The sequence below is a fragment of the Algoriphagus litoralis genome (genome assembly GCF_003259255.1).
Lineage (GTDB): Bacteria > Bacteroidota > Bacteroidia > Cytophagales > Cyclobacteriaceae > Algoriphagus > Algoriphagus litoralis.
Genome location: NZ_QGOL01000042.1, coordinates 1 through 3,471 on the forward strand (window position 1 = coordinate 1; position 3,471 = coordinate 3,471).

The following is a 3,471-nucleotide window of genomic DNA, read 5'->3' on the forward strand; positions in this document are numbered from 1 at the left end:
CAGACGATGACGACGACAAGCAGACGTTCGAGAAGAATCCATCCATCTCCATCACCAAGACTGTCACCACAGAGAAAGATGATTTAACCTTAGATAATGATCTGAACTTTGAGATTGTGGTGACCAACACAGGTAATGTTACCTTGACCAACATCATTGTAGAAGACCAAAAAGTAGGTTTAAGTACATTGGTTGAGACGCTTGGTGTTGACGAATCTGTGACATTCACTCCTTCCGTGGTTATCACGCAGCAGATGATTGATGATAAATGTTACGTCAACACTGCAACAGCTTCGGTGGTAGAGTTCTTGATCGATGCAAGAATTCAAGTTCAAACTCCTGATGGAGGCTCTATCCAAACATACGATGGTATGGCTTATAGAGTATTGTTCAGTGATGAGGCCTCTGCTGAAGCCTGCTTCACTCAAGGTCCTGCCTTGACGATTGATAAAACAATCCTTGGCAAAGACACCTATGAAGCGGTTGATGATGTAATTACCTACCAATACATAGTAACCAATTCAGGAAATGTAACGCTGGAGGGACCATTCCAGGTGGTTGATGATAAGATAGCATCGATCCCATCCATAGTTGGAGCGCTTGGAGTAGGTGAGTCATTCACTACCACGGCAAGCTATACTGTAGTGGCTGCAGATATCACGAATCTTACTGTGACCAACGTAGCTTATGCAACGACTGAATTTGGTGAGGAGGAGATTAAGTCTAATAACGATTCTGAGACAGCAAATGCAATTGTCTTGATTCTAGACGAAATAGATACCTATTGTGAACTTGATGCACCATACATTAAGTGGGATCTTAGAGGAATAAATCTCCAGCTTCTTGGTCAAAACCTTGGTCCAAATCCTGTGACCATGGTATGGATCGATAAAAATGGTAACGAGATCATCCGATATGAAAATCTTCCATTTGAAGGGTTCATGCTATTCCCAGGTGCTGAGGTGGATGAGAATGGATACGGAACTCAGTGGCCAGGATGGAAATTTGAAAACATGCAGTGGGTTTCAGGAGATTTTAATTTTGCTGCAGTCCGTGATGGAGCTTCGGTAAGATTTGAAATCAATCCTGAAGTTACTTCCGAAGTTTCTTACCCAGGTGCAACTGAAGCTTGTAATCCAAATCCAAATCCTCCAATTGCTGTGGATGATGACATGACAGCAATCCCTGTTTATCCTGATCTTGGCTTTACAAACATTGTCAATGTTCTAGATAATGATAAGCTTGGTGATATAACAGGCCTGAACACAACCCTTGTGGACATATTTGTAGTGGATCAGTCAACTCCAGGAGCATTGATTCTTGATCCTTCCACAGGATTGGTAAGTGTGGCAACAGGTTTGGCTCCGGGTATCTATACTTTGGAATACAGAATCTGTACTAACCCGAACCCAACAAACTGTGATACAGCCATTGTGACTGTAAGAGTGGTTTCACCGGGTGTGGATGTGGAAAAGACGGTTATTGATAATGACAATGAGGTTGATGGTTTTATAACCTATGAAATCAAAGTAACCAATATTGGAGATGTTGAATTGTTCAACATTGAGGTGAAAGATGATTTGACCGGCGATTCTTGGACAATTCAATCCTTGGCCCCTCTTGCAACATGGACTGAAACTACCCAACTGCCGATAGATCAGGAGTTGCTTGATGGCAGATGTGTGACCAACACAGCATCAGCTGTGGTTTATCTGGAACCATATCGTGAATCAGAATCTGAAGAAGAGTTTATTCGAACTGTTCTGGTTAGTGATGAGGATAGTATCGAAGCATGTTTCGAGCAGAATCCAGCTATCGAATTGTTGAAAGACGGTGTCTTCAACGATGAGAATGAGGATGGCTTCGGAAATGCAGGTGAGACAATCAGCTACACCTTCACGGTGACCAACACAGGTAATGTGACCTTGAGTGGCATTACAATCGAGGATGATAAAGTAACTGTAGTAGGCGGACCGATTGCTAGCCTAGTACCTGGAGCAACAGACAATACGACCTTCACGGCGACGTATACCCTGACTCAGGAGGATGTAGACGCAGGCTATGTGGTGAACACAGCTTTGGCAAGAGGTGAAGCACCGGGTGGAAACCCAGAAGATCCAAGTGATGACATCACAGACGAGTCTTCGGATCCTACTCCGGTAGAAGTTCCTAGCACGGAGTGTGAGACTTGTACTGAGACAGAGATTCCACAGAATCCAGCAATCGAATTGTTGAAAGACGGTGTCTTCAACGATGAGAATGAGGATGGCTTCGGAAATGCAGGTGAGACAATCAGCTACACCTTCACGGTGACCAACACAGGTAATGTGACCTTGAGTGGCATTACAATCGAGGATGATAAAGTAACTGTGGTAGGCGGACCGATTGCTAGCCTAGTACCTGGAGCAACAGACAATACGACCTTCACGGCGACGTATACCCTGACTCAGGAGGATGTAGACGCAGGCTATGTGGTGAACACAGCTTTGGCAAGAGGTGAAGCACCGGGAGGCAACCCAGAAGATCCAAGTGATGACATCACAGACGAGTCTTCGGATCCTACTCCGGTAGAAGTTCCTAGCACGGAGTGTGAGACTTGTACTGAGACAGAGATTCCTCAGAATCCTGATATCCAGATCGTGAAGAGCGACAATGGAGCACAGGTTAGCAAAGCAGGTGATGTAATTACTTACACCTTGACAGTGACCAACACGGGTAACGTGACCCTGACTAACGTACAGGTGAACGATCCGCTGACAGGTCTTGCTACAAGTGTGGGTACGCTAGCACCAGCAGCCACTGCGGTTGTAAACACGACTTATACTGTGACTCAGGCAGATGTAGACAAAGGTTCTGTATTGAACAAGGGTCTGACTTCTGGCGACAGTCCGGATGAGGAAACACCGACCGACGAGGATGATGAGGAAACTCCGATTGAGAGAAATCCAAGCATCCAGATCGTGAAGAGCGATAATGGAGCACAGGTTAGCAAAGCAGGTGATGTGATTACTTACACCTTGACAGTAACCAACACAGGTAACGTGACCCTGACTAACGTACAGGTGAACGATCCGCTGACAGGTCTTGCTACAAGTGTGGGTACGCTAGCACCAGCAGCCACTGCGGTTGTAAACACGACTTATACTGTGGCTCAGGCAGATGTAGACAAAGGTTCTGTATTGAACAAGGGTCTGACTTCTGGTGACAGTCCAGATGAGGAAACACCGACCGACGAGGATGATGAGGAAACTCCAATTGAGAGAAATCCAAGCATCCAGATCGTGAAGAGCGACAATGGAGCGCAGGTAAGCAAAGCAGGTGATGTGATTACCTACACCTTGACAGTAACCAACACTGGTAACGTGACCCTGACTAATGTGCAGGTGAACGATCCGCTAACAGGTCTTGCAACAAGTGTGGGTACGCTAGCACCAGCAGCAAATGCGGTTGTAAATACGACTTACACTGTGA

The 3,471-nt window shown here is 45.6% G+C and carries 1 protein-coding gene; it reads left to right on the forward strand.

The features are described from left to right. A partial coding sequence (locus tag DK188_RS21215; RefSeq protein ID WP_157963335.1) for a DUF7507 domain-containing protein occupies positions 1 to 3,471 on the forward strand: 3,471 nt, incomplete at both ends.